The organism is Pseudarthrobacter sp. NIBRBAC000502770 (genome assembly GCF_006517815.1).
Classification (GTDB): domain Bacteria; phylum Actinomycetota; class Actinomycetes; order Actinomycetales; family Micrococcaceae; genus Arthrobacter; species Arthrobacter niigatensis.
This window is the reverse complement of record NZ_CP041198.1, coordinates 533,897-554,615: the sequence shown is the minus strand read 5'-3', so window position 1 is coordinate 554,615 and position 20,719 is coordinate 533,897. Positions and strand designations below refer to the sequence as shown.

Here is a 20,719-nt window from a genome sequence, read left to right as displayed (position 1 = left end):
AACCTTAAGAGGCCCCCTCCATGAGCTCCACACCAAACCGGCGCGCCCTGACCCTGGCCGCGTCGCTGATAGTTGCCGCCTGCGCGGCTGCCGGCGCTGCCGCGGCGCAGGCCAATGTCCCGGAGCAGGGCACCAGCCCAGCCGCCGGAACCCACCATGAAACCTCCACGGAACTGGCCAACGCGTTCGACGCCGTCAACCGCAACACCGCCTGGCAGCAGACGTCCAAGCTGAAACTGAACTTCCCCACCTACCACACAGAGGGAATCGCCTACAGCCAGGACCACATCTTCCTCTCGGCCGTGCAGATCCTCGAACCCACCGCCAAGTACCCCACTCCGCAGGGCGGCTACGACCGCACGCCCGGCAAGGGCATCGGACATCTGTTCGTCATGGACAAGGCCGGCAACCTGCAAAAGGACATCACCCTTGGCGAGGGCGACATGTACCACCCCGGTGGCATCGACTTTGACGGCACCAACGTGTGGGTGCCGGTGGCCCAGTACCGGCCGGACAGCAGCGCCATCATCTACAAGGTTGATGCGCAGACCCTGGACGTGCACAAGCAGTTCGAAGTCAAGGACCACTTCGGCGGCATTGTCCTGGACAAGCAGACCGGACACTTGGTGGGCAACACCTGGGGCTCCCGGCGGTTCGCGGAGTGGGACCTGCAGGGCAAGCAATTGTCCACGTGGGAAAACCCGAACTACTTCATCGATTACCAGGACTGCCAGTACGTACCCAATGCGAAGATGCTCTGCGCCGGAGTGACCAACCTCCCGCAGACTCCCTCCGCCGGGGGCACAGCAGCTACCTATGAACTGGGTGGCATGGCGATGATCGACCTGAAGTCCCATGAGGTGACCCGCGAGGTCCCGTTCCAGCAGTGGTCCACCGCCGGGCACGTGGCCACCCGCAACCCGTTCAAAATGACCGCCGACGGCAACCACCTCAGCATGACGGTGGCCCCGGACAACGGTGAAGAAGGCAACGGCACGGAAATCCTCACCTACGAAGCCGACGTCACCCCGGCCAAATAGCCCCAGACCCGCCGCTCCCCGCGGCGCCCGCATCACCTGAAACGATTGGATACCCCATGCCATCCATGGCACCCCCCACCCGAAAAAGAATTGCAGCCGCCACCGGCGCGGCAGCACTCGCCGCTTCAGCCCTGACGGCCGGACTCGTCGGCTTCAGCGCCGCACCCGCGACTGCCGTTACGGCTCAGGGCAACACCGCCACGCCGATCAAGCATGTGGTGGTGCTCTTCCAGGAAAATGTCTCCTTTGACCACTACTTCGCCACCTACCCCAACGCGGCCAACGCTCCTGGCGAAACCCAACAGGGTACCGGCACCGCAGCGGCTGCCTTCAAGGCATCCGAGGACACCCCCAAGGACATCAACACCCTCGCCAGCGCTGGCCTGCTGGCCCCGAACAACCCCAACTCCGTCCAGCCGGCGCGGCTGTCCCCAATGCAGGCTGTCACCTGCGACCAGGACCATGAGTACACGGCCGAGCAGAAGGCGTACAACGGCGGCCTGATGGATAAATTCGTGGAGTTCACCAGCAAGGACGCCTGTGCACCGAACCAGTACGGGCGCCCCGGGCTGACGATGGACTATTACGACGGCAACACGGTCAGCGGGATCTGGAACTACGCCCAGAACTATGCCATGAGCGACAACCACTTCAGCACCGTTTTCGGCCCCTCAACCCCTGGCGCGCTGAACCTGGTCTCCGGCCAGACCCACGGCGTGAAGGAATTCACCGCCGCCGGCCAGCCGGTGAAGCCCACCGCCAGCGACTACACGGTCCGCGTCCCGGACGCCAACGGCGTCGGCACCATGATCAATGACCCGGACCCGGTCTACGACGACTGCTCCAACAACAGCCACGCCAAGGCCAACAACCTGGCCGGCATGACCGGCAAGAACATCGGCGACCTGCTCAACGACCAGGGCGTGTCCTGGGGCTGGTTCCAGGGCGGCTTCGCGCCCACCACAGCGGCAACTGCCACTACCCCGGCGGCCTGCAAGGGCACCCACAACAACGTAGCCGGCGTCTCCAGCACGGACTACAACCCGCACCACCAGCCCTTCCAGTACTACGCCTCCACCGCCAACCCCCACCACCTCGCCCCGGCGAACGACGCAGAAATCGGCCACAACGGCCAGGCCAACCACCAGTACGACCTGACCGACTTCAGCAAGGTGGTCAACAGCGACAACATGCCTGCCGTGTCCTTCCTGAAGGCCTCCAACTTCCAGGACGGCCACGCCGCCTACTCGGACCCCGTCGATGAGCAGAACTTCGTCACCAAGACAGTCAACGAGATCCAGCAGTCCAAGAACTGGGAGGACACCGCCATCGTCCTCGCCTACGACGATTCCGATGGCTGGTACGACCACGTCGCCGCCAAGGTGAAGAACGCCTCCAACAGCCCCGACGACGCCGCATGGTGCCAGAACGCCGCAGCGCACGGCATCCCCGTGGCCGGCGGCTACGCCGACCGCTGCGGACCCGGCCCCCGCCAGCCGCTGGTGGTCATCTCCCCCTTCGCGAAGAAGAACTTCGTGGACCACACTGAAACAGACCAGGCCTCGATCCTGAAGTTCATTGAGGACAACTGGCACACCGGACAGATCGGCGACTCCTCGGCCGATGCGACCGCCGGGTCAATGGAGGCAATGTTCAACTTCCACCACGAGCGCAACGACAAGGTCCTGCTCAACGAGCAGACAGGCGCGGTCGCCTCGATCACCCACAACGGGCACCCCGCGGGCCAATGACATAACCCTCTTCACAGCATGAACGGAGGAAGCGCTGCCCGGCAGGAGCCGGGCAGCGCTTCCTCCGTTAATGGCTCAAGATGTGCGCTTAATCCGTTCTCCGCCAGAAGGCGAAGCTACGCTGGCCGTGCCATCCGCATCCAGCACACGCCATTGGGGGACGCATGCCTGCCTTCCGAAATTTTCCCATTCATCGGGCGGCGCTTGGACGCGCATGCGCCGCGGCTGCCGTCGTCCTCATGCTGGCCGGCTGCTCAACCCAGGCTTCGCTGTCCCTTGCTGGCAGCCCCGCCAGTGAAGCCGCCACGGCAACTCCTGCCGCGAAAGCGGCCGCCGACCAGGCAGCAGCCGAACAGGCAGCGAAAACAGCGGCAGAAAAGGCAGCTGCTGCCAAAGCTGCGGCGGACAAGGATGCCGCAGACAAAGCCGCTGGAGAGGCTGCAGCCCGGCAAGCCGCCGAAACCAAGGCAGCCCAGGACGCGGCCGCCGCAAAGGCCGCAGCGGAAGCGGCCGCCAAGGCCGCCGCGCCTCCCGCGCCGGCGGCCCAGCCCGTGCCGGGGACGAATCCGGGCTGCGACCCCAACTACTCAGGGTGCGTACCCATCGCTTCAGATGTGGACTGCGCCGGCGGTAGCGGCAACGGGCCGGCGTACGTGCGCGGGCCCGTCCAGGTCATTGGCCGCGATATCTACGGCTTGGACGCGGACCACGACGGAGTGGGCTGCGAGCGGTAGGACCCGCAGCGACTCAGGCGCGGACCCTGACCAGTTCTTCGCTCTTTTCCCACAACCCGCGCGCCAGTTCGGCGTCGTAGGCCTGGGCGGAAGCCTTGGCCAGGGCCCGCTTGGCGTAGTAGGCGCCGGAGATCCAGTCCGTTCCTGCGGTGCCGTTGATGAGCCAGAGCATGGTGTCGGCCCCCTGGTCCGGGCTCAGCATGAAGCGGTTCAGCAAGGTGGTGTAGGCGTGCCGCCACGGACTCCCGGACTCCGCTGCGAAGTTGGTGCGGACCACGCCCGGGTGGAATGCCGCCGTCGTGATTCCCTGGTCATGGAAGCGGCGGTGCAGTTCGGAAGTGAAGAGGATGTTGGCGAGCTTGCCCGTGCCGTAGGCGCGGTTGGTGCTGTATCCGTATTCGGCATTGAGGTCGAAGAGGTCCAGTTTGCCGAAGTTGTTCGCGGCGCTGGAGGTGTTGATCACCTTGGCGCTGCTGGCAGTGAGGGTGTCCATGAGGAGGGTGGTCAGCAGGAACGGCGCCAGGTGGTTGACCTGGAACGTCGACTCGTTGCCGTCCACGGTGAGCGTCCGCTTGCCCATGATCCCGCCGGCGTTATTCGCCAGGACATCGATGCGCGGGTACTTGTCCTTGATTTTCGCCGCAAGGTCCCGGACCTGTGACAGCTGGGCGAAATCGGCGAGGTAGTAGTCGGCGCCGATGTCCCCGGCCAGGGCGCGGGTCTTCTCAGCGGAACGGCCTACCACGACCACCTGCTCCCCCGCCCTGGCCAGCGTCCGCGCGGCTGCGGCTCCGATGCCGTCGCTGGCGCCGGTAATCACGATGGTGCGTGGAGCAGTCACGGGGTGTCCTTTGGTTGGCCGGCGGCGCGCCGGCATGGCACGCCAAGGGGGATAACGACGGCGGGACGGCAGGTGTTCCCGGGCGCTGGCCTCCCCGCCGCCCCGCGGCGGCGTCGCGGCACGTTGGGAGGGCAGTCCGGCGCACCTGCAGGCAGGAGCAAATGTCCTACTTATTCACTTTTGGGGTGTCATACGTCATACTTATTGCGGCAGCCACCAGTTTCGTTGGCCGCCCTACCCCATATCGAGGAAGCAACATGCAATCCCTTCTCCTTCCCGCCGCCACAGAGCCGTGGAACGGACACGACACCCAACTGGTCGTAGTCGCCGCCATCGGCATAGCGCTGATCGTATTCCTGATCGTAAAACTCAAGCTCCATCCCTTCCTGTCGCTGGTCCTCGGATCGGCGTTCGTCGGCCTCGCCTCCGGGGTTGAACTAGGGAAGGTCATCAGCAACTTCGAAGACGGCGTGGGGGGCACGCTGAAAGAAGTTGGCCTGCTGATCGCGCTCGGCGCCATGCTGGGCAAGCTCCTGGCAGATTCCGGCGGCGCCAACCGCGTCGTGGACACCCTGCTCGGCAAAGTCTCCCCGAAGGTCCTCCCCTGGGCCATGGCCCTGGTCGCCGTCATCATCGGTTTGCCGATGTTCTTCGAAATCGGCCTCGTGCTGCTGCTGCCCGTCATCGTCCTGGTGGCCCAGCGGTCGGGCCGGAAGCTGATGCGCGTAGCCATCCCGGCCCTCGCCGGCCTCTCCGTCCTGCACGGCCTCGTCCCGCCGCACCCGGGCCCCCTCGTAGCCATCTCCAGCCTGAACGCCCCGTTGGGCATCACCCTGGCCCTAGGGCTCCTGATCGCCATTCCCACGGTCATCATCTGCGGCCCGCTGTTCGCCATTTACGCTGCGCGCTGGGTCCCGGTGGATGCCCCGAAGGTGGCCGGCGGCATAGATACCGAGCACACCCAGGCCGACCCCGACGTCAAGCGCCAGCCCACATTCCTCATCACCCTGCTGACCATCGTCTTCCCTGTGGTGCTGATGCTCCTCAAGGCCGTGGTGGACATTGTTGACCCCAACGCCAAGAACCCAAGCGCGGCCCGCGTCTTCTTCGACTTCATCGGTGAACCGTTGGTTGCCATGACCCTGGCGGTACTGCTGGCCCTGGTGACGTTCGGCTACGCCGTCGGCTTCACCGGCACCAAAATCGGAGCCAAGATCGGCGCCTCCGTCGGGCCCATCGCAGCCGTGATCCTGATCGTGGGCGCAGGTGGCGGTTTCAAGCAGACCCTCATCGGCGCCGGAGTGGGCGATGCGGTTGCCAAATGGGCCACCGGAGCCAATATCTCCGTCCTGGTCCTGGGCTTCCTCATCGCAGTGGCTATCCGGCTCGCAACCGGTTCAGCCACGGTGGCAACGGTGACGGCGGCAGGCATCGTAGCGCCCCTCGCAGCAAGCCTCTCCCCCGGGCACGCAGGCCTGCTGGTCCTCGCTGTGGGCGCCGGTTCCTTGTTCCTCTCCCACGTGAACGATGCCGGCTTCTGGCTGGTCAAGGAACTCTTCGGCCTGACCGTTGGCCAGACCTTCAAGACCTGGTCCGTCATGGAAACCCTCATCTCCGTGGTCGGGTTCGCGCTGGTCATGATCCTGTCCGTGGTGATCCCTTGATGGACGCCGCGATCACTCCCGGCTCCGTCCAGCAGCCGGTCCTGGTCATCATGGGCGTATCCGGGTCCGGCAAGTCGACGGTGGCGGGTATCCTGGCAGGCCAGCTTGGCTGGGACCTGGAGGAAGGCGATGACCTGCACCCGGCCGAAAATGTGGCGAAGATGGCTTCCGGGATCCCGCTGACCGACGAGGACCGCTGGCCCTGGCTGGACACGATTGCCTCGTGGATCATCGAGCACACGATGGCCGGCATCCCCGGCATCATCACCTGCTCGGCCTTGAAAAAGATCTATCGGGACCGGCTCCGCGAGAAAAACGTCGTCTTCGTGCACCTGTCCGGTTCCAAGGAACAGATCGGCCGCCGGCTGACGGCGCGGATGGACCACTACATGCCCCCGTCCCTGCTGGATTCGCAGATCGCCACGCTTGAGCCGCCGGGGCCGGACGAGAACACCATCGTGGTGGATGTCGGGCGCACTCCCGCCGAAGAAGCCGCAGAAGTCGTCAGGCGCCTGGGCCTCTCACCGGCGTCCGGTTCAACCGCACTGGGCCACCCCCACCCCGGCCGGTCATCCGCGGCGGGGCAGCCCGGGGACACCGCCGGCGCGTAGGCCTGCCCGCGCCGGCAGGCGGCAGCACCGGCGTGCCCGGCTGGAACAGACGCTCCAGCCGGGCACGTAACCAGATTTCATCAGTCGACGACAATCACCTTGCCCACCATGCCCATGTAGTCATGGAGTGCGCAGATGTACTTGAAGGTGCCCTCCGTTTGGAACTTCACCTTAAAAACCGCGCCCGGCAGCAGGATTCCCGAACTGAGGTCGCCGCCCGAGAAATCCGTCGGGTCGCCGGACGGGGCGAAAATGTTCGCCGGCTCGTTGCCAAAAGTGACGGTATGGGGAGCGCCCATGCCAGTGTTCGCGAAAGTCACCCAGTCACCACGGTGCACCGTCACTGTTGGCTGGACGAAGCGCATGACCATCGCCACGCCGTCGTCACCGCCCGCCATGACCTTGTGGTTGCTTGCTTGCTCGGCCAGCGACTCGTCGAGCTGTTCGCCGTCACGAATGATGGACTGCGCCTGTACCCTGGATGCCCTGTTGTAGTCACCCTGGTTGTAGGGGTAATCGGTGCCACGGTCGCGCACGTGGACGGTACCCTTCATCATCTTTCCGTGGACCAGGCAATAGTAGGTGAAGTTACCCTCGCGCGGGAACGTCAGGCTGTAGTCCTTGACGGCCGGGAAGCCCGGTACGTCCACGTTGGCCATGATGCCCGAGTTGTAGTAGGACTGCCCGTCGTAGTAGTCCTTTCCGCGCTGCTGCAGTTCATTTGGATCGAATGGATTGAAGTCCGTCAGCGGCTGGCCCGCCGCCAGGAAGGTCACCGTGTGGATCTCCGCAGCGTTTGCGTGCCACATGACGGTGTCCCGCTCGTTGATGAAGATCTCCGAGGGAAGGAACGCCATCCCCTGGATTTCCTGGTCGCTGGACTCAGAGCCCACTTGCACGTGCCAGGTCCGGTGGCCCCCCTCGCCGGCCGAGGCCGGTCCCGCGACGGCCATGGAGGCCAGCAGTGAAACAGCGAATGCAACGATGAACGACAATATCTTGAATCTTGGATTGATTCCCCGATTATTCTTCATAGGAATGCTTTCTCGAACTGCCATCGGCCAGAGGCGATGAACAGCTGCAGCCGGTCCAACGCAGTGGACAACTGGCCGGACGGGCCGCTGTTTTCGGAGTGAAGGTGCCAGCTGCCGATGCCGGGGAGCGCGGTCAGCTGGTGCCGGCCGACTTACGTGCCGGACATGCACCACCCCATCTGGTGCCGCGTCATTGGAGTTTTCCAAACGCCGCCGTAGGCGTGGGATTGGCACGCTGCGTACGTACGCACCTAATAGATTGCTCCTTCAACAGTCCTTTGTCGAGGAGGAAATATTAGCCGGATGCCATTGCCGGTTTAACAAAAAGCAGGGCCTGCCGATGAACGGCAAGCCCTGCTTGGAAACCTAACGGTCCCGGATCCCTAGGAGATTAGAGAGCCTGGATGTTGGTGGCCTGGGGACCCTTGGGGCCCTGCTCGGTGTCGAAGGAAACCTTCTGGTTCTCTTCGAGGGAGCGGAAGCCGGAGGAGTTGATCGCGGAGTAGTGCGCGAACACGTCCTGCGAGGAGTCGTCCGGGGAGATGAAGCCGAAGCCCTTTTCAGCGTTAAACCATTTGACGGTACCAGTAGCCATTAATTTTGTCCTTCGTGAAGGTGGAGGGAACGTCCCGACTTTCGGGCCCTCCGGCGTGGGGTGTTCAAAAACCGCTACTTCAGAAGAACACGGACTTTCGACCGCGCGTACTGCCTGAACTACCAACTGCATAAACACAACAACAGGATCTAGAGTACAGGAGATTTGACGCATACCTAATTGCATGCCTGCCGGGTCCGGATCACGCCTCCGCCGCATCCTGCAGTGCCGTGCTGTAGCGGGTGTACCCGGGACGGAGCCGGACGGAGCCTGCGCCTACCACCGCTATGTCCTCCCAAAGCACCAGAAACGCGCCGCGGTGCCGCCACCGGAGCATTCGAGCCAGCAGCCACGGCCGGGTGAGTCCGTTCCGTTCATAGCCCAGGAAAGATGCCGCGCTGTGCGGGCTGATGACCAGGCCCAGCAGCCGCGGCTCGGCCATCAGCTGGTGCGCGGTGCCGTCCAACGCAAACCGGACGTCGGCCACGCGGCCCAGCCACCCGCCGTCGGCATCCTGGACGGTATTGCCCAGCAGGTCACCGAGGATCATGGCGGCCTCCCGGGATGCGCGCAATGATCTTGTCCCGTACCCAACGTTCCACCCAGCCTGCATCCAGCGACTCTCCGCTGACGCCCAGCCGAACCACTACGCCCACCTCCGCCACGTCTTTCCAGGGAATGCGGATCAGCCGGGACGACGGCGGCCTGCCGCCGAAGACGCGCGTCCCCAGGACCGGCCCGGTCAGCAGCGCACTAAGGACAGGCGCGGGTGTTCCGGGCTCAATGGCATCATCCACGGCAGGGCCTGCCAGTTCGAGGTCGTCGACGGTGGTGACCGGAACGCCGTCGTGGTCCAAAACCTGCCGGTCCAGCAGGTGCAGCTGCGCATCCAGGATCCGCCCGGCCACTTTCGGCGCGGGACGCAGCGGGCCAGGCTGGGCTGTCATGCGCCAGCTCCTGTCACGATCATGAGGGGGATGGCGGCTATGGAGGCCACCAGGATGATCACCAGGTAGACCATGCCCAGCGCGTTGACCACCCGTCCGTTCACATGCTCGCGCATGTACTGCGGATCGTTGGCCACGATGAGGATGGGCAGGTAGGTCAAGGGCAGCGCAATGGCGGAAAACACCACCGAGTACTCGGTGACCAGCACGGGGTCTACCCCGGTGGCCAGCACCGCGATGCCCACCAGCAGGCACACAATCATGGACAGGTGGAAGCGGGCGGCCTCCGCCGGGCGGCGGAACTTGCCCCAGGACCAGCCAAAGAACTGGGCCAGGGTGTAGCCGCTGGAAAGCGTGGTTTCCAGGGCTGCGCCGAAAGTCGCCGCCACGATCCCCAGCAGGACCAGCGCCAGGCCGATCTTTCCTGCGCCCTCCGCCACAGGCAGGATCACCTGGGACAGCGACGTCACCGATATGCCGGCGGGCAACAGGACGACGGCGGCGCACGCGGCTATGGACACGGACAACAAGCCGCCAAGCGGGAATCCGACCAGGACGTTGATCCGCTCCTGGAGCAGGTCCTTCACCGTCCACCCCTCCTCCACAGCGCCTGAGGAGAAGAAGAACACCTCGTACGGGGTCATCGCGGCGCCGAACAGGGCGATGGCGTAGTAGCTGTAGGTCCACACCGTTTCCTGCTCCGGCACCGCGGGAGTGAGTTGCCCGGCCAGCGAGCCCCAGTCCGGCTTGAGCAGGAACAGTGCCACCGCAAAGATGACCAAGGTCAGCCCCAGCAGGCCTGTGACGTTCTCCATGATGGAGAACCGGACGCGCCATACCACCAGCCACACGGCCAGCGCCGCCACCGGAATCCAGAGCAGGTAGTAGACGCTGCTGGCCAGCTGGAGCGCCAGGGCAACGCCGCCGATCTCCGCCGTCACGGTCATGAGGTTGATCAGGAAGGACGCCGCCAGGTTGGCCAGCCCGGCCCGGGCGCCGAGCCGTTCGCGGATCACCTCAAACGTGGCCCGGCCGGACGCGGCAGCCACCCGGCCGGACATGTTGGCGAAAAGGCAGATCCCCAGCACGCCGAGGGCCACCACCCACACCAGGGACAGGCCGAAGCGGGAGCCCACGACGGCGTTGGTTACCAGGTCTCCGATGTCCACGAACCCGCCAATCGCGGTGAGGATCCCGAGTGCGACGCGGAGGAGCCGTTTCATGGGTGGGCCTTCACGGGGACGCCACCGTGCTTTCGAGCTGCTTCAGGACGTCCTGGGCATCCGCGAGCGCTTTGTCACCGTCCGCGAGGGAGGGGGTGCCGCCGTCGCCCGCTGCCAACGCCGCACGCGCCGTGGCGAAGCCGGCGGCGCACTGGTCAAGCGCATCCAATGCCTGCCTCTGGGTGCCGCGGTCCACCGTGGTGGCCGGGGAGAGCTTCAGGACGGTGCTGCGGCTGGACTGGAGTTCCTTGAGACCGTCGTCAAGCGTGGTGGAGGTGGCGGCACGCGTCAGCTTGCCGGCCATGTCCTGGCGGAGGGCGATCCGGGCGGTGGCGACGGCGGAGGAGCTGTCCTTGACGGCCGTGGACACCGACTCGGTGATGCCGCTGCTGCAGCCGGTGAGGAGGGCCACGCCGAGGAGGGCGGACGCGGCGGGGGCCAGCGCGCCCACGTTCGTCCGGCCCGGGTGCGTGCTGCGCCCGGCCGGCCCCGGAGCTGGATTTGCCAGCACCGTTGCCTCCAACCTTCCGGGAAAGACCGGGTCCTCGGAATCCGCCCTTCGCCAGGCAGCTCCAATTAGTTGCCTATGGTCAGGTATAGCACCGGCCCGGGAAGTTTGACCTGTTCAGAGCAGGATTTGTTGCCTGCCGGGGACCTCCGTGAACGGCCCCTCGACCCCACCGCCAAACGGGCATATCCTGCATCCAGATCCTGCGGACAAACCCCGCCGACGGGAGGCAAAGCCATGGAGATGCCCAAGGCAACCGAGGAAGAAAAAGCGCGGTTCCGCCGCGTGGTCCCCGACCATCCCGGAGTGGTGGTCAAGCCGATGTTCGGCAACCTGGGAGCGTTCGTCAACGGCAACATGTTCGCCGGGCTGTTCGGATCCACCATTGGCGTGAAGCTCTCCCGGGAGGACAAGGAAGTGCTGGAGTCCTCCGAACGGACCGTGCCGTTTGGGCCCGCAGAGCGACCGATGGGCGGGTACACCGGCCTGCCCGAAGTGTGGAATGAAGAGGGCGACGGCGACGAAACCCGGGCGCGGGCATGGGCCGAAAAGGCGCTGGCTTACGTCGGCTCCCTGCCGGCCAAGGAGCCCAAGGCCCGCGCTACCCGGCCGCCCCGGACGGGCGGGTAGCCGTGTCCACCCCGGCAACACCCCGGGAGGAAACCAGCACATCTGGCAGCGCGCGGCTGACGGGCCGCCTGAAGGAGCCATTGTCGTGGAACCGTACCGCGTGATCCTGCTTCCCGGCAGTGTCCTGCCCGCCGGTCCTGCCTATGGCGCGCTGCTGGGAGCCCTGGGAGAAAGCGTTGATGCCGTGGCCAAGGACTTGGAGCTCTACCGAGATGACGCGCCACCGCCTGGCTGGAGCCTGGACACAGAGGGAGACGGCGTGCTCCGCGAGGCGGACGCCCGCGGCTGGGATGCCTTCCACCTGCTGGGCTATTCGGGTGGCGGTGCAGCGGCCCTGGCGCTCACAGCCCGGCACCCGGAACGGCTGCTGAGCCTGGCCCTGCTGGAGCCGGCCTGGGCGGGCGCCTGGGACTGGAGCCCCGAGCACACGCGGCTGTGGCACCGGTACGGTGAACTGGCGGCCCTTCCGCCGGAGCAATTCATGGCATCCTTCATGCGGCTGCAGGTGAAGCCCGACGCCGTCCTGCCGCCTCCGCCGCCCGGCCCACCCCCGCCATGGATGGCCAAGCGGCCGGCGGGCATCAGCGCGTTCCTGCACGCGTTCGAAACATATGACCTGGACCGCAGCCGGCTGGCTGCCTTCGAAAAGCCGGTGCTCTTTGTCCTCGGCGGCATGAGCAGCCCGGATGAGCAGGGGGACAACGCCGCCCGCTTGTCCCGCGTCTTCGCCGATTACCGGCTGGAGGTATTTCCCGGACGGCACCACTTCGATCCCCCGCACCGTGCGGAACCCGAACGGGTCGCGGCGCTGCTGCGAGCGCACTGGGACCGGGCAGGGGCGCAGGCACTTTCCTAGCCCGCACTGACCCGCGAGATCGCATTTGGCGGCAATGCGCTTGCCGTGACCTGCCATCTGGCGGGGCGGGTCCTCTAGCCTGCGCGCGGTCCCGGGCGGTGCGCCTTCTGCCGCCCGTCGCGGTGAGCCAGGTACGCGTACACCATGAGGGCGAGGCCGGCGAGGATCATCACCGCAGGGAAGGCAACGTCCACCGGAATGAGCAGCGCCGTTGCCTGGAGAACGAAGATCAGCCCCATGACGGCGAGGATGCCGGCCGGGATCAATGGCCACCTCATCCGCTCCGCATGGCTGCCGGCGGTGTCCGTGGTGTGGACCGGGACTGCTGACAGCAGCCCGAAAGTTGCGGCCAGGCCGAGGAAGAGGATGGCTGCGGTAGGCGTTCCCTGCAGTTGCGGCGGGAGGCCCACGATGAGCGCCAGCGTGAACATGACGCCGGAAGGTATCAGTGCCCACCAGTTGGTACGCTCGCGCACGAAAACGGCCGCGAATCCGGCACCCATGAAAAGGAACAGGAAAGCAGCCCCCCAGGCACCCCCTGTGAGCTGGGTGGCGGCGACAACCGCTGCCAGGCCTAGGAACACGGACCCGGGGATGGCCGCCCACCAGTTCTCCCGGCGGCGGATGAACAGGGACAGGAACAGAACCCCCACGGCCGTGAAGATCAGCGGCGCCGTGAATGCCGCGGTGTCCATGACGCCCAGCCGGTCAAGGAGCAACAGCACGCCCAGGGCAATGAGGATCACGCCCGCGATGACGCTGGTGTTTGCAGATTTCACCGTGCACCTCCCGGTTCCGGCATGCGGCCGTGCACCGCGCTGCCTATCTCAGGCTAGGGCGGCCCCAAAGCCCACAACAGGGCATTAAGCCCCCGTCCGCCCTGATCGGTGGCGGGACTCCCTGCGATGACAGGACCTTCAGCCCTATAGCCGGACTGCGGTCGCTTGGCATTCTGGTGGGGGCAGCATCCAAGTCCCCTCAGTGCGGGGCAAGAGCAGCCCGTCGTACCCCCAGTGACTTTCCGCCGGAGGCATCCGCTGGGATGCCCGCCGGTGCGCAGCCGCATCCGGCCGCCTGGATTTTGAAAGGACCGGCATGTCCGCTCACATCCTCACGTTCCGTCCCGCCCGATTGCCGCAGGCAGAAGCAGCGCACCGGCGCGCAATGCTGCTCCACCCTTCCAACTTCATCTCCGAATCAGCCCCTGCCGGTGGGTCCGGGAAGGAAGCCGAAGAGCTGGCCGTCCGGTTCGATTCCCTCTATCAGGAGTTCCTGGACCAGGGGCTGCCGGCGAACCAGGCCCGGACAGAGGTGGCACGGACGGCAGCGCGGGACATTTGGGACGCATTTGCCTCCCGGCTGCGCGGCCACCGCGCAGCCGGGCAGCAGCTCGACGCGAACGTCCTGGCCGTTGCCCTTGCGTCGATCCAGTGCATGAACATCGCCCCTGCCACGGCGCCCGGAAGACCTCGACCTCGCCGTCCGTGCCGTCCGCACCGCGCGGCGCCGCCTCCAGCACAACGGCGGCCTGCTGGACCGCCTGCACCCGCACCAAAACCCGGCGTTCCATGATGCCGTGGCCACGCTCCAGGCGCTGGAGGTATTCCTCGCACCGCAAAAGAAGGCCGCCTGATCCGGGACGGGGTGGTGAGTACATGGCAACCGAGGACGAATACAGGGCGGTGTATGGCGGTGACTACCCGGCAGGCCTGGGCGCCGCGGCCCGGCTGGGCGACGGCGGGTGTAACGCCATTTCCAGGGATGACGGCGGGCTAGTGGGCTTCTGGAGTTCATGGGAAAATGCCAGCGTGGCGCTGAACCGGCTCCAGGAGCTCGGCGGACGGTATGAATACCGTCTGGAGGAGTCCCACCAATGGGTGACTGGTCCGGAACACAACACCATCTGCGTTGTCTGCAGCATCCCCCGGGAGGCTCCGGAATCCACCGTCACAGCGCCGGGCATGGAGTGGCGGCCACAAGTGCTGGATGAATAAATGTGGTTCCTTCCAGAGGGGCGGCTGCAGGGAGAGGGCAGCCGGGGAGGGCGTCGAACCGATGAGAGCGTCTTAATGAACACACCTGCAGACCCCACTGGAGGGGCCGCGTTCCCGGCCCTGCCCGTCCGGGTGTTCGTCCTCAATGACCACGAGATGGTCCGCCGTGGCCTGGCGGACCTGCTCGAGCACGCCGGATTCGATGTTGTTGGCGAAAGCGGATCGGCTGCGGAGGCGGGCCGCTTGATCCACATCCTGCAGCCTGACATCGTGGTGCTCGACGACAGGCTGCCGGACGGCACGGGCATCGAGGTGTGCCGGAATTTGCGCTCCACCGACCCGGACGTGAAGTGCCTGATCCTTACCGGCTGGGACGAACAGCATGCGGTGCGCGCAGCGGTCCTGGCGGGCGCGTCAGGGTATGTGCTCAAGCGGATCGGAGACCATGACGCTTTGATCAACTGCCTCCGCGTCACCGCCGCCGGCATACCGCCCATGGGTCCTGGGGTCAGGGAGCGGGTGGCCGAAAGCCTCTACGCCACCGCTTCCGCGCCGTGGCTCACAGCCATGACACGGACGGAGCGGAGCGTGCTCGCCCTCATGGCACGCGGGCTGACCAACCACCAGATCGGGCAGGAGCTGGTCATGACCGAGGCCGTCGTCGGCGCCAGCGTTTCCGCCGTGCTCCAGAAGCTCGGCTTCCGGCGGCGGGTCCACCTGATACCCGCGCCCATCCCCCGGGCGTGGGAACTGCTGCACTGACCAACTACGGCGGTCAGCCGGCAGCGGGCGCTCTCCACGTCACACTGGTGCCTTTGCCGGGGACGCTGTCGATGATGCACTCACCCCCCAGGCGGGTGGCCCGGTTCCTCATGTTGGTCAGGCCGCTGACCCGCTGCGGATCCTTGAACCCGCGCCCGGTATCGCGGACCGTGAGGACCACGTCGTTGTCCTGGACGGCGAGCAGGATGGCGATGTCCTCTGATCCCGAATGCCTGACCGCATTGCTGACGCTTTCGTGGAGTACCGGGAGCAACTGTGCGGCGACCTCGTCGCCAACGGCGTCGTCCACCGGCCCGGAGAACTGGATCCTGGGGAGGAAACCGGAAGCGTTGGCTGCTTCCTGGACGGCGCGCAGCACGCGCCCGCTCAGGAGTTCCTTGTCGGGTTCACGGGCCTGCAGGGAGTAGATGGTGTCCCGGAGCTGGTGGATGCAGTCATCCAGTTCTGCGGTGATCCCGGCGATGCGCCGTTCATGGGCAGGCGGGTCCGCGGTATAGCGGCGCAGTCCCTGGATGCTCAGCCCGGCAGCGAAGAGCCGCTGGATCACCAGGTCGTGAAGGTCCGCTGCGATCCGTTCCCGGTCGATGAACAGGGCGTGCTCTTCGCGCAACTGGTTCGCCTTGAGCAGGTCCAGCGTCAGCCCGATCCGGGAGGCAAACACTGCGCTTTGCTCAGCATCGACGTCCGTATACCGGACGCCCCCAACGCCCCGGGCCAGGACCAGGACGCTGTCGCGGTGGCCGTCACTGTTGCTGCCCAGCGCGGCCACCAGGACCGGGCCCAGCTTCTCGGCCGACGTCGGATCGAACACCAGGAGCGGGTCCGTCAGGACCTTGGACTCCCCCGTCTCCAGCACTTCGGACAGGATGGCGGCGGCGGGCAGTTCCTGGCCGCCGGGCATCGACTGGGCACCCACGGAGGTCCGGCACCTTATGGTTCCGTCGGGCCCCACCGATGCGATCAGGGACAGGACCGAGGAAGAGGCGTTGAGGGCGCGTTCGGCGATCATGTCCAGGTTCTCGGTGTCCGAGCGCGGCTGGTCCTTCAGGCGGTCGCTGACTTCCATGCCCGCTTCCAGCCAGCGCTGCCGGCGCCTGCTGTCATCAAACAGCTTTGCGTTCTGGATGGCCACACCGGCGGCGGCCGCCAGGGCAACCGCCAGGTCCTCGTCCTCCCCCGTGAAATCCTGCCCACCGATTTTTTCGGTCAAGTAAAGGTTCCCGAAGACCTCGTTCCGGACCCGGACCGGGACGCCCAGGAAGGTGCCCATGGGCGGGTGGTTGGGAGGAAAGCCCACCGCCATGGGGTGCTCGCCCAGGTCATGGAGCCGCAACGGCTTGGGTTCGCGGATCAGCTGGCCCAACACGCCATGCCCGGTGGGCAGGTCGCCGATCACGCGGGCACCTTCGTCATCGATGCCCACGGTGATGAAGTGGCTCAGCTGCTGGTCGTCGCCGATGACGCCCAGGGCCCCGTACCGCGCCCCCACCAGTTCGCAGGCAGACTGCACCAAGCGGTCCAGGACTGCCTCCAGGCTCAGGTCCTCCGTCATGGAGACAACTGCGCCGAGCAGCCCCTCGACGTGTTCCTGTGCCCGGACAAGATCATCAGCCCGCTCTACGAACTCCCGCAGGAGTTCCCGGGTTCGTCGCCTTATAGGTTCACGCCACATGAAAAACGCTCCGAAATCGGTCGCATCCACGGCGGGCTGCATCACCCCGGATCCGATATTTGAAAGCCCCCAGCGTCTCCTTTCCCATGCTAACAACGCCCGGCACTGCACGCGCTAAAGGTTACGGACGGGGCCCGCCCGCCGTGCCCTTCTGCCCCCCAGCAGGTTCTTCCGGGATGCAGGGACCGAAAGCGGGGATACCTTGACGGGGATGCTGAACCGGAAGGCCCGCCGGGCAATGTGGTGCGTATCCTTGCGGCGCCGGACGGGCGGCGGCGGGGCGGCCAGCTGCTGGGCGTCACGTGCGAAGAACCATTGCTTGGCCACCTCGACCAGCACCAGGTACACCACCACCATGCCCAGCAGGGCCAGGAAGAACGGCACCGGCAAGGGGTCGAAGCCCAGCACTGCGGCCACCGGTGACAGCGGCAGGAAGATGCCCACGGCCACCACTCCCAGCGAGGCGGCGATCAGGCCTGCTGAGGGCCGGCTCCGCAGGAAGGGGACCCGCCGGGTCCGGATGGCGAAGATGATCAGCGTCTGGGTGGCGATGGATTCAATGAACCAGCCGGCGCGGAACTCCCCCGGCGCGGCGGTGAACACGAACAGCATCAGCGCGAACGTAGCGAAGTCGAAAAGGGAACTGATCGGCCCAAAGAGCAGCATGAACCGCCGGATGAAGGCAATGTCCCAGTGAGATGGCGCCCGCAACTGCTCCTTGTCCACCCGGTCCCCCGGAATGGCCAGCTGCCCGGAGTCGTAGAGCAGGTTGTTCAGCAGGATCTGGCCCGGCAGCATGGGCAGGAAACTCAGCACCACCGAGGCCACGGCCGCGCTGAACATATTGCCGAAGTTGCTGGAGGTGCCCATCAGTACATATTTGATGGTGTTGGCGAAGATCCGCCGGCCCTCCATCACGCCCTCCGCCAGGACCCCCAGGTCCTTGTCCAGGAGGACGACGTCGGCCGCGTCCTTGGCAACGTCAGTCGCGGTATCGACGGAGATGCCGATGTCCGCCTTGTGGAGTGCCAGCGCGTCGTTGACGCCGTCACCCATGAAGCCCACGGATCCGCCGCTGAGGCGCAGCAGGGTGATGATGCGTGCTTTTTGTTCGGGCGACACGCGCGCGAAGATCGTTGCCGTCCGGGCGGCGGCGGCGAGGTCGGCGTCGGACATGGCTTCAACCTGGGCCCCGGTGAGCGTGCCGCCGGAGACCACGTCCAGGTCGGCGCAGACCTTCTCCGCCACCTTGGCGTTGTCCCCGGTGGCGATCTTCACCGAGATGCCCAGTGCCTCCAGGAGGTCCAGGGACTGCCGGGCATTGGCTTTGGGGCGGTCAAGGAAGACGAGGAAACCGGCCAGGGCCAGGTTGCGCTCGTCCGCCGGCGTCAGCCTGTCCAGCCCCGGGGCCGGGCGGGTGGCCACGGCAACCACACGGGAGCCGGCGTCGAACTGTTCGTCCAGCAGTGCCTGCACGGCAGGCGGGGTGGGTCCGCAGAGGGCCAGGATGTCCTCCGGGGCACCCTTGGTGACCAGCCGCGCGGGGCCGCCGTTCTCCCGGACCAGCACTGTGGTGCGGCGGCGTTGGTGGTCAAAGCCGATCAGGTCCACCCGCTCGAAGCGTCCGGGGTCGAAACCGGACGCCCCGGGGCTGCCCCACAGGGCGGCGTCCAGCGGGTTCTGCCCGGCCGGGGAATTTTTGGCATCCCTGTAGTCGGTCTCGGTGGCCAGCAGGCCCAGGGTGAGCAGCCCGTCGTCGGACGTCTCCGGGGAAGCCGGCAGCGCACCGGTGAAGCTGATCCTGCCCTCCGTCAGGGTGCCGGTCTTGTCGGTGACCAGGATGTCCATGTCCCCCAGGTCCTCGATGCACACCAGGCGTTTGACCAGCACCTTCCGCTTGGCCAGCTGCCGGGTGCCGGTGGCCAGGGAGGTACTGACCACGGCGGGGAGCAACTGCGGGGTGATACCGACCGCAATGGCCAGCGAGAACAGCAGGGATTCGATGAGCGGACGTTGCAGCAGCAGGTTGGCCACGAAGATCAGCGAGGTGAGCACCATTGCTACCTGCAGCAGCAGGAAGGAGAACCGTTTGAGTCCCAGCTGGAACTCGGTCTGCGGCTGCCTCTCGCCAAGGCCCAGTGCGATGCGCCCGAATTCGGCACGGCCGCCGGTGGCAACCACCACCCCGGTGCAGCCGCCGGACTGGACCACCGTGCCCATGAACACGCAGGAGGTGAGGTCTCCCAGTGCTGAACCGGCAGCGACGGGAGCAGCTTCCTTGGCCGCAGGCTGGGACTCCCCGGTGAGGATGCTTTCGTCACAGAGAAGGTTGTTGGTGGTCAGAAGCCGGATGTCCGCCGGGATGATGGCACCCAGGGAGAGATGCACGACGTCGCCTGGTACCAGGGCGGTAACGTCCACTTCCCTGGTACTTCCCCCGCGGAGCGCCACGGCACGGTGGGTGACGCGGTCGTGCAGGGCTTCGGAGGCGCGTTCCGCGCGGTATTCGTTGGTGAAGCCGAGGCCGACGCTGGCCAGCAGGATCACACCGATGACGATGGAATTGGTGGCGTCGCCCAGGAACAGGGACAGGCCGGCGGTCACGATCAGGAGGATGAGGATGGGGCTGGCGAACTGCCGTCCCAGCACTGCCCAGGCGTTGGCGCGGTGGGTGCGGACGGCGTTGGGGCCAAGCTGTTCCAGGCGGGCGGCCGCCTCTTCCCCGGTGAGGCCGCCGGGCGCGGATCCAAGGCGTTCCAGCGTTTGCTCCGCCGTCAGGCTTGCGGCATCAGTGATGGCCAGTTGGAGGGAGCTGCGCTCCCGGACGTTCACGTCTGTCATGCCGATCCGTTCGGACGCTTGGGCTTCGTGGCTTTAACCTAAGGCAAGGGTACGACGGCGGCGGCAGTCCGCCTTTCCGGCTACTTCAGGCTGAGCACCTCGTCGATGGGGCGGCCGTTGACGAACACCTGGGCGCTGGTGGCCCCGGAGGCGGCCATGGCCGTGTACTCAAGCTGCGCTTTTGCCCGTGGAACGTCGCAGACCCCGCCCAGCATGAACTGCCCGGTGAGCCAGATAGTGATGGTGCTGCCGTCCAGCTCGCCGGCCACATAGGACAGGTTCGACTGGTACAGGACATTGACCAGCCCGGACATGCCCACGTCCCGGCTCTTGTTGGCCAGCAGGGTCCCGACGCTGGGGCCCACCTGATCGGTGAAGCGGACGGGTGCCGTGGTGGTGGCCACCAGGCTGTCACCGCAGCCGATCCTGGGCCCCGAGACGCCGTTGTCGCCCACCGCAACGTAGTAGATGGTCAGCGGGGCAACTTGCTCGGGGAGTCCGGTGGTGGGGGCAGGTTCCTGCGTTGGCTCCTGCGTGGGCGGCGGGCTTGCCGGGGCGGACGACGGCGGCGCGGAAGCCGGGGCGGTGGGCGCGGCTGAGGTGGCGGCCGGCGAAGTCGGGGCCGCCGTAGTGGTGGGGCTCGCCGTCGTGCCCGGACTGGTGCTGCCGGCCGTGGGGCCCGGGGCCGCGGAACTGGTGGCGGGCCCCGGCGCCGGTGGGCCAAAGCAGCCGGTGAGGACCAGCAAGCCGGTGAGCCCGAGAACGCTGAATGCCGAAAGCCTGGGCTTGGTCATGATGCCCCCCTTGGATGGGGGTCCCGCGGCCGTGGGACCCACATTCAAGCTACGCCTGAGGGTTACGCCCGAACAGGGACTAAAGTCCGCGCCGTCGAAGGATGCACCAGCACTTTCACCGTCGCCTCTTGAATTCCGGAGTTGTACCATGGGTCGGGAAACAGCTTCCTCTGCCCAGGCCCCATGCCTGCGCTGGAGAAC

Annotated in this window: 21 protein-coding genes; 10 read left to right on the top strand and 11 right to left on the bottom strand. The window is 66.3% G+C overall.

Annotation, left to right across the window (positions count from 1 at the left end; translation table 11 throughout):
* Positions 1 to 20: 20 nt before the first annotated feature.
* The 3 genes from NIBR502770_RS02950 (at position 21) to NIBR502770_RS02940 (ending at position 3,525) form a co-directional block, all read left to right on the top strand.
* A complete protein-coding gene (locus tag NIBR502770_RS02950) occupies positions 21 to 1,040 on the top strand; it encodes a DUF6454 family protein (protein ID WP_141180984.1) in 1,020 nt (339 codons plus the stop codon).
* Between the two features lie 56 nt (positions 1,041 to 1,096).
* On the top strand, positions 1,097 to 2,791 hold the full coding sequence (locus NIBR502770_RS02945; RefSeq protein WP_141180983.1) for a phospholipase C: 1,695 nt from the start codon (positions 1,097 to 1,099) through the stop codon (positions 2,789 to 2,791).
* 164 nt (positions 2,792 to 2,955) lie between these two features.
* Positions 2,956 to 3,525 carry a hypothetical protein gene (locus NIBR502770_RS02940; RefSeq protein ID WP_141180982.1) on the top strand — a complete coding sequence of 190 codons (570 nt, stop codon included), beginning with the start codon at positions 2,956 to 2,958 and terminating at the stop codon, positions 3,523 to 3,525.
* A 13-nt stretch (positions 3,526 to 3,538) separates the two neighbouring features.
* Here NIBR502770_RS02940 and NIBR502770_RS02935 read toward each other — a convergent pair whose 3' ends face one another.
* A complete protein-coding gene (locus NIBR502770_RS02935) occupies positions 3,539 to 4,402 on the bottom strand; it encodes an SDR family NAD(P)-dependent oxidoreductase (protein ID WP_141180981.1) in 864 nt (287 codons plus the stop codon).
* A gap of 221 nt (positions 4,403 to 4,623) precedes the next feature.
* Between NIBR502770_RS02935 and NIBR502770_RS02930 the strand changes: the two genes are divergently transcribed.
* Together NIBR502770_RS02930 and NIBR502770_RS02925 are read left to right on the top strand one after the other, a co-directional pair.
* The gene (locus NIBR502770_RS02930; RefSeq protein WP_141161262.1) at positions 4,624 to 6,030 is read left to right on the top strand and encodes a gluconate:H+ symporter; all 1,407 of its coding nucleotides are present in this window, start codon (positions 4,624 to 4,626) and stop codon (positions 6,028 to 6,030) included.
* Positions 6,030 to 6,641: a gluconokinase gene (locus NIBR502770_RS02925; protein WP_141180980.1), complete on the top strand. Its 612-nt coding sequence runs from the start codon at positions 6,030 to 6,032 to the stop codon at positions 6,639 to 6,641. Before NIBR502770_RS02930 ends, NIBR502770_RS02925 begins: the two co-directional genes overlap by 1 nt.
* Positions 6,642 to 6,721: 80 nt before the next feature.
* Here NIBR502770_RS02925 and NIBR502770_RS02920 read toward each other — a convergent pair whose 3' ends face one another.
* From NIBR502770_RS02920 to NIBR502770_RS02895, 6 genes are all read right to left on the bottom strand, one after another.
* Positions 6,722 to 7,636, bottom strand: a complete 915-nt coding sequence (locus tag NIBR502770_RS02920; RefSeq protein WP_246857378.1) for a plastocyanin/azurin family copper-binding protein — start codon at positions 7,634 to 7,636, stop codon at positions 6,722 to 6,724.
* Positions 7,637 to 8,066: 430 nt separating this feature from the next.
* Positions 8,067 to 8,270, bottom strand: coding sequence for a cold-shock protein (locus NIBR502770_RS02915; protein ID WP_015936345.1), 204 nt, complete (start codon positions 8,268 to 8,270; stop codon positions 8,067 to 8,069).
* Positions 8,271 to 8,472: 202 nt separating this feature from the next.
* On the bottom strand, positions 8,473 to 8,820 hold the full coding sequence (locus tag NIBR502770_RS02910) for a PRC-barrel domain containing protein (protein WP_141161264.1): 348 nt from the start codon (positions 8,818 to 8,820) through the stop codon (positions 8,473 to 8,475).
* A complete protein-coding gene (locus tag NIBR502770_RS02905; protein ID WP_141161265.1) occupies positions 8,807 to 9,217 on the bottom strand; it encodes a hypothetical protein in 411 nt (136 codons plus the stop codon). The genes NIBR502770_RS02910 and NIBR502770_RS02905 overlap by 14 nt, the downstream gene beginning before the upstream one ends.
* Positions 9,214 to 10,440: an Nramp family divalent metal transporter gene (locus NIBR502770_RS02900; RefSeq protein WP_141180979.1), complete on the bottom strand. Its 1,227-nt coding sequence runs from the start codon at positions 10,438 to 10,440 to the stop codon at positions 9,214 to 9,216. The genes NIBR502770_RS02905 and NIBR502770_RS02900 overlap by 4 nt, the downstream gene beginning before the upstream one ends.
* A 10-nt stretch (positions 10,441 to 10,450) precedes the next feature.
* A complete protein-coding gene (locus tag NIBR502770_RS02895) occupies positions 10,451 to 10,951 on the bottom strand; it encodes a hypothetical protein (RefSeq protein WP_141180978.1) in 501 nt (166 codons plus the stop codon).
* A 234-nt stretch (positions 10,952 to 11,185) separates the two neighbouring features.
* On the opposite strand from NIBR502770_RS02895, the gene NIBR502770_RS02890 reads away from it, so the two are divergent.
* Both NIBR502770_RS02890 and NIBR502770_RS02885 read left to right on the top strand, forming a co-directional pair.
* A complete protein-coding gene (locus tag NIBR502770_RS02890) occupies positions 11,186 to 11,578 on the top strand; it encodes a TfoX/Sxy family protein (protein ID WP_141161268.1) in 393 nt (130 codons plus the stop codon).
* Between the two features lie 85 nt (positions 11,579 to 11,663).
* Positions 11,664 to 12,434, top strand: a complete 771-nt coding sequence (locus tag NIBR502770_RS02885; RefSeq protein WP_141161269.1) for an alpha/beta fold hydrolase — start codon at positions 11,664 to 11,666, stop codon at positions 12,432 to 12,434.
* Between the two features lie 74 nt (positions 12,435 to 12,508).
* Here the strand turns inward: NIBR502770_RS02885 and NIBR502770_RS02880 are convergent, their stop codons facing one another.
* Positions 12,509 to 13,213 carry a hypothetical protein gene (locus tag NIBR502770_RS02880; protein ID WP_141180977.1) on the bottom strand — a complete coding sequence of 235 codons (705 nt, stop codon included), beginning with the start codon at positions 13,211 to 13,213 and terminating at the stop codon, positions 12,509 to 12,511.
* Between the two features lie 316 nt (positions 13,214 to 13,529).
* Between NIBR502770_RS02880 and NIBR502770_RS02875 the strand changes: the two genes are divergently transcribed.
* The 3 genes from NIBR502770_RS02875 to NIBR502770_RS02865 all read left to right on the top strand — a co-directional run bounded on the left by NIBR502770_RS02875 (position 13,530) and on the right by NIBR502770_RS02865 (position 15,190).
* A complete protein-coding gene (locus NIBR502770_RS02875) occupies positions 13,530 to 14,006 on the top strand; it encodes a hypothetical protein (RefSeq protein ID WP_246839753.1) in 477 nt (158 codons plus the stop codon).
* An 83-nt stretch (positions 14,007 to 14,089) separates the two neighbouring features.
* Positions 14,090 to 14,428: a hypothetical protein gene (locus NIBR502770_RS02870; RefSeq protein ID WP_210418905.1), complete on the top strand. Its 339-nt coding sequence runs from the start codon at positions 14,090 to 14,092 to the stop codon at positions 14,426 to 14,428.
* Positions 14,429 to 14,503: 75 nt separating this feature from the next.
* Positions 14,504 to 15,190 (top strand): response regulator transcription factor, encoded by a 687-nt coding sequence (locus NIBR502770_RS02865; protein ID WP_141180976.1) that lies wholly within the window; start codon positions 14,504 to 14,506, stop codon positions 15,188 to 15,190.
* Positions 15,191 to 15,203: 13 nt separating this feature from the next.
* Here NIBR502770_RS02865 and NIBR502770_RS02860 read toward each other — a convergent pair whose 3' ends face one another.
* From NIBR502770_RS02860 to NIBR502770_RS21115, 3 genes are all read right to left on the bottom strand, one after another.
* Positions 15,204 to 16,883, bottom strand: coding sequence for a GAF domain-containing sensor histidine kinase (locus NIBR502770_RS02860; RefSeq protein WP_141183292.1), 1,680 nt, complete (start codon positions 16,881 to 16,883; stop codon positions 15,204 to 15,206).
* Between the two features lie 114 nt (positions 16,884 to 16,997).
* Positions 16,998 to 19,724, bottom strand: coding sequence for a magnesium-translocating P-type ATPase (gene mgtA / locus NIBR502770_RS02855; protein WP_141180975.1), 2,727 nt, complete (start codon positions 19,722 to 19,724; stop codon positions 16,998 to 17,000).
* A gap of 80 nt (positions 19,725 to 19,804) precedes the next feature.
* Positions 19,805 to 20,518, bottom strand: coding sequence for a hypothetical protein (locus NIBR502770_RS21115; protein WP_168223109.1), 714 nt, complete (start codon positions 20,516 to 20,518; stop codon positions 19,805 to 19,807).
* Between the last annotated feature and the right edge of the window lie 201 nt (positions 20,519 to 20,719).

Bases quoted from the DNA above. Each gene is read 5' to 3' on its own strand.
- NIBR502770_RS02950 (WP_141180984.1), top strand. From the start codon at position 21: ATGAGCTCCACACCAAACCGGCGCGCCCTGACCCTGGCCGCGTCGCTG.
- NIBR502770_RS02945 (WP_141180983.1), top strand. From the start codon at position 1,097: ATGCCATCCATGGCACCCCCCACCCGAAAAAGAATTGCAGCCGCCACC.
- NIBR502770_RS02940 (WP_141180982.1), top strand. From the start codon at position 2,956: ATGCCTGCCTTCCGAAATTTTCCCATTCATCGGGCGGCGCTTGGACGC.
- NIBR502770_RS02935 (WP_141180981.1), bottom strand. From the start codon at position 4,402: ATGCCGGCGCGCCGCCGGCCAACCAAAGGACACCCCGTGACTGCTCCA.
- NIBR502770_RS02930 (WP_141161262.1), top strand. From the start codon at position 4,624: ATGCAATCCCTTCTCCTTCCCGCCGCCACAGAGCCGTGGAACGGACAC.
- NIBR502770_RS02925 (WP_141180980.1), top strand. From the start codon at position 6,030: ATGGACGCCGCGATCACTCCCGGCTCCGTCCAGCAGCCGGTCCTGGTC.
- NIBR502770_RS02915 (WP_015936345.1), bottom strand. From the start codon at position 8,270: ATGGCTACTGGTACCGTCAAATGGTTTAACGCTGAAAAGGGCTTCGGC.
- NIBR502770_RS02910 (WP_141161264.1), bottom strand. From the start codon at position 8,820: ATGATCCTCGGTGACCTGCTGGGCAATACCGTCCAGGATGCCGACGGC.
- NIBR502770_RS02905 (WP_141161265.1), bottom strand. From the start codon at position 9,217: ATGACAGCCCAGCCTGGCCCGCTGCGTCCCGCGCCGAAAGTGGCCGGG.
- NIBR502770_RS02900 (WP_141180979.1), bottom strand. From the start codon at position 10,440: ATGAAACGGCTCCTCCGCGTCGCACTCGGGATCCTCACCGCGATTGGC.
- NIBR502770_RS02890 (WP_141161268.1), top strand. From the start codon at position 11,186: ATGGAGATGCCCAAGGCAACCGAGGAAGAAAAAGCGCGGTTCCGCCGC.
- NIBR502770_RS02875 (WP_246839753.1), top strand. From the start codon at position 13,530: ATGTCCGCTCACATCCTCACGTTCCGTCCCGCCCGATTGCCGCAGGCA.
- NIBR502770_RS02870 (WP_210418905.1), top strand. From the start codon at position 14,090: ATGGCAACCGAGGACGAATACAGGGCGGTGTATGGCGGTGACTACCCG.
- NIBR502770_RS02865 (WP_141180976.1), top strand. From the start codon at position 14,504: ATGAACACACCTGCAGACCCCACTGGAGGGGCCGCGTTCCCGGCCCTG.
- NIBR502770_RS02860 (WP_141183292.1), bottom strand. From the start codon at position 16,883: ATGTGGCGTGAACCTATAAGGCGACGAACCCGGGAACTCCTGCGGGAG.
- mgtA (WP_141180975.1), bottom strand. From the start codon at position 19,724: ATGACAGACGTGAACGTCCGGGAGCGCAGCTCCCTCCAACTGGCCATC.
- NIBR502770_RS21115 (WP_168223109.1), bottom strand. From the start codon at position 20,518: ATGACCAAGCCCAGGCTTTCGGCATTCAGCGTTCTCGGGCTCACCGGC.